Source organism: Deferribacterota bacterium (genome assembly GCA_034189185.1).
Classification (GTDB): Bacteria; Chrysiogenota; Deferribacteres; order Deferribacterales; family UBA228; genus UBA228.
Genome location: JAXHVM010000173.1, coordinates 1 through 3,731 on the forward strand (window position 1 = coordinate 1; position 3,731 = coordinate 3,731).

The following is a 3,731-nucleotide window of genomic DNA, read 5'->3' on the forward strand; positions in this document are numbered from 1 at the left end:
GGTTAACAGGATTATTTTTAGATTCAATTGGTTCGCAAATAGGCCACATTCCCTTTGACTATAAGAAAATGAAATGGAGTAAAAAAGGTTCGTTGAACTACTTACTATTCCCTGTTGAAACAGAAAAGTTGCCCGATCTTGTTGCCCCAGGTGAAATAATTGGAAAGATTATCCCTAGCGCAGCAAAGCTAACAGGGATAAAGGAGGGAACCCCAGTTATAGCGTGTGGATCAGATAAAGGGTGTGAAACAATTGGTATGGGTATAATAGATACGTCTAAAGCGAGCTTGAGCTTTGGAACTACGGCTACAGTGCAGACGACATCAAAGAATTATTTTGAGGCGATAAAGTTTATGCCTCCATATCCTGCAGTGATCCCAGGATACTATAACCCTGAAGTTGAGATTTTCAGAGGGTACTGGATGATTACATGGTTTAAAAATGAATTTGGATATAAAGAGAAAATTGAGGCAGAAAAAAATGGTGTGATTCCCGAGATAGAACTAAATAAATTACTTAAACAGGTCCCACCCGGTTCAATGGGTCTTATGTTGCATCCCTCGTGGGGGCCAGGCCTGAAACATCCTGAGGCAAAAGGAGCTATCATAGGTTTTGGAGGTGTCCATAAGAGAGCCCATGTTTATAGAGCTGTAATTGAAGGGCTTGCTTATGCTCTTTTAGAAGGCATGCACAGTATAGAAAAGGCATCTAAGACAAAAATAAGTGAAGCAGGTGTATCAGGTGGAGCATCAAGGAGCGATGAAATATGTCAAATCTCTGCAGATATATTTAACCTCCCTCTATATCGTGGGGTTACCCATGAAACATCAGCTCTAGGTGCAGCAATTGTCTCAGCAGTGGGGCTTAAAGTTTATAAAGATTTTAATAGTGCAATTAAAAATATGGTTAAAGTGGGAAAAACCTTCTACCCCAATGAGGAAAATACATTTTTATATAATGAACTTTATAAAAGAGTCTATAGGAAAATGTATAAGAGTCTTAAACCTCTTTACAAGGATATAAGGGATATTGTAGGATATCCTGAAAAAATTTAAAAATAGGAATAAAAGATATGTTAAATAAAAAAAATACGTGGAAAAATATAAAACCTGAAAAAAATACCTACCGCTCTATATTCAAATGGGGGGATCCTGAAACATTTAAGAATCCAAAACCTGGGCTTTTAAAACATATTAAAAAAACACTGGGAATAAATGATAAAGAAATTAGTGTTGTGAAAAATAGTGGAAATATGAATGTTGTAGCTAAAAAACCAGTAAGGCTAGCTGAAGAACATATTAATGCTTTTAGGAATATAGTAGGCAGTGAAAATATCAATCTCGACGATTACTCAAGGGTAAAATATTCTACAGGAAAGACCCTTATTGAACAGTTAAATTTACGAAAAGGTATAATAGAAGCGGTTTCAGATATTATTATTCACCCAAGAAGCAAGGAAGATATCCAGAAAATTGTATATTACTGTAATGAGTATAAAATACCAATTTATGTTTATGGCGGTGGTTCATCTGTAACACTTGGTGTTACTCCAGTTAAAGGTGGGGTGACGCTGGTTATGAATACCCATATGAACAAAATTATAGAGCTGAATGAAAAAAATCAAACATGTAGAGTACAGGCAGGCATAATGGGACCTGATTATGAATATCAATTAAATAATGCTAATATTATATTTAGAACATCTAAAAAATATACATGTGGCCATTTTCCCCAATCATTTGAATACTCTACAGTGGGTGGGTGGATAGTAACACTAGGGGCAGGGCAACAGTCATCATACTATGGTGATATATATGATATTGTAATAAGTCAGGAATATATTACCCCCGTTGGCACTTTTAAAACTGAGGAATATCCTGCCTCAGCAACAGGACCGAAGATAAATGATATTATGAAGGGGAGTGAAGGTGCTTTTGGGATATTAGTGAGTGCAACGTTGAAAATTTTTAGATATATGCCTGAGAACTATCAGAATTTTGCTTTTATATTCCCCAGTTGGGAATTATCAATTGAAGCTGCAAGGGAGATATCACAGGGTCAATTTGGTTTTCCCTCAGTGTTTAGAATATCCGATCCTGAAGAGACTGATCTAGCTTTTAAGCAGTATGGTTTAGAAGGGACAATTATTGATAGATATATAAAGAAAAAAGGTTATATGCCCGGAGAGAGATGTCTATACATAGGAAGAGCAGAAGGTGAAAAAAGGTTTGCTAAAAATATTAAGAAAAATACAAAAATAATATGTAAAAGATTTAATGGAATGTATATAACGGGCTTTCCTGTCAAGAAGTGGGAAAGTGGAAGATATTCAGATCCATATATGAGGGAACCTCTAGTTGATCATGGAATTGTGGTGGATACATTAGAAACCTCTGTTACGTGGGATAATCTACACAAGGTATATAAGTCAGTTAGGTCATTTATTAAATCTAAGCCACATACAATATGTACAACCCATGCATCTCATTTTTATCCTGAGGGAACTAATCTATATTTTATATTTATGACAAAACTAGAAGATGTTAACAATTTCAAAGCTTTCCATAAGGGCATTGTTGATACCATAGTAGAAAGCGGGGGATCTATAAGTCACCACCATGGTATTGGAAAAATGTTTGCTCCATGGGTAGAAAAGTATTTTGGGAAAGAACAGTTAGAGATACTTACTACCCTTAAAAAACACTTTGACCCTAACAATATTATGAACCCTGGAGGTACACTAGGTTTAAATTGATATATTGCTGGTTTTTCTTTTAATAATATTACATAAAATTGCTAACCCTAACTTGTTGGCAATGTATAAGAATTAAAGCTATAGTTAATTATAGCTTAGCAAATGTGTAGGTCCCTAGTTATGTGGCTTTACAAAGTATTTAACTTAAATTACCTTAATGATTTCAGTGGAAGGCTTGAAGCGGCAACAATAGCTGGATAAATACCAGCAACTACTCCCAATATAAAGCTAATAAAAGTTGTATATATGATAGATAAAAAGTCAAATGTAAAGGGCAAGCTAGATAGTAGTATAAATACTACATATACAATTATACCTAATATAAGACCCAAAAGGGTACCAAAAAAAGCAATAAAAATTGCTTCCCCTAGAAACTGTATTAAAATATCCCTCTTTGTTGCACCAACTGCCATTCTAATACCAATCTCTCTCTGCCTTTCATAAGCAGATAGTAGCATTATTGCAAATATACCAAGCCCCCCAATTGAAAAGGTTATAACCGATGCCATTTTACTTAAAAGTGAAACTAGATTAATACTCTCTGTTTTAGCTCTAGCTACCTCCCTCAATGAAAATATATTAAAAGCCTCTTCCTTTAAAACAGCTTTTTTGTGATTTTGTTTAAGTAAAGTAACCATTGACTTCTTAATCCCATTTATATCATCAGGATTATTTGCTTCTACAAGGATTGCAGATATACTCTCTATATCAGCTAATCTGCTTTTAAAAGTATTTATTGGGATATATATTGCATTATCTAAATCTACATCCGCAAGATCCTTACCTTTTTCATTTAATACGCCTATTACTTCAAAATATACATTTGAAATCAATATATTCTTCCCATAAGCCCTTTCATTCCCAAATAGTGCTTCATACACTGAATTGCCTAGGATGCATTTCCTACTACCAACCTCAGCTTCTTTTTTAGTAAAGAGGCGTCCATCCTTTAGGCTTAATTTTCGCATATCAAAGA

At 34.5% G+C, this 3,731-nt stretch carries 3 protein-coding genes; 2 read left to right on the forward strand and 1 reads right to left on the reverse strand.

The genetic code is table 11. The features are described from left to right. Positions 1 to 1,055, forward strand: a 1,055-nt coding sequence (locus tag SVN78_09300) for an FGGY-family carbohydrate kinase (GenBank protein MDY6821801.1), incomplete at its 5' end; no start/stop codon positions are given. Positions 1,056 to 1,072: 17 nt separating this feature from the next. Then, the gene (locus SVN78_09305) at positions 1,073 to 2,755 is read left to right on the forward strand and encodes an FAD-binding oxidoreductase (GenBank protein ID MDY6821802.1); all 1,683 of its coding nucleotides are present in this window, start codon (positions 1,073 to 1,075) and stop codon (positions 2,753 to 2,755) included. A 149-nt stretch (positions 2,756 to 2,904) separates the two neighbouring features. On the opposite strand, the gene SVN78_09310 is transcribed toward SVN78_09305, so the two are convergent. Further along, positions 2,905 to 3,731, reverse strand: an 827-nt coding sequence (locus tag SVN78_09310) for an FtsX-like permease family protein (protein ID MDY6821803.1), incomplete at its 5' end; no start/stop codon positions are given.

What these genes read in the sequence shown, in the direction of transcription:
- SVN78_09305 (MDY6821802.1), top strand. Translation starts at nt 1,073, where the DNA reads ATGTTAAATAAAAAAAATACGTGGAAAAATATAAAACCTGAAAAAAAT.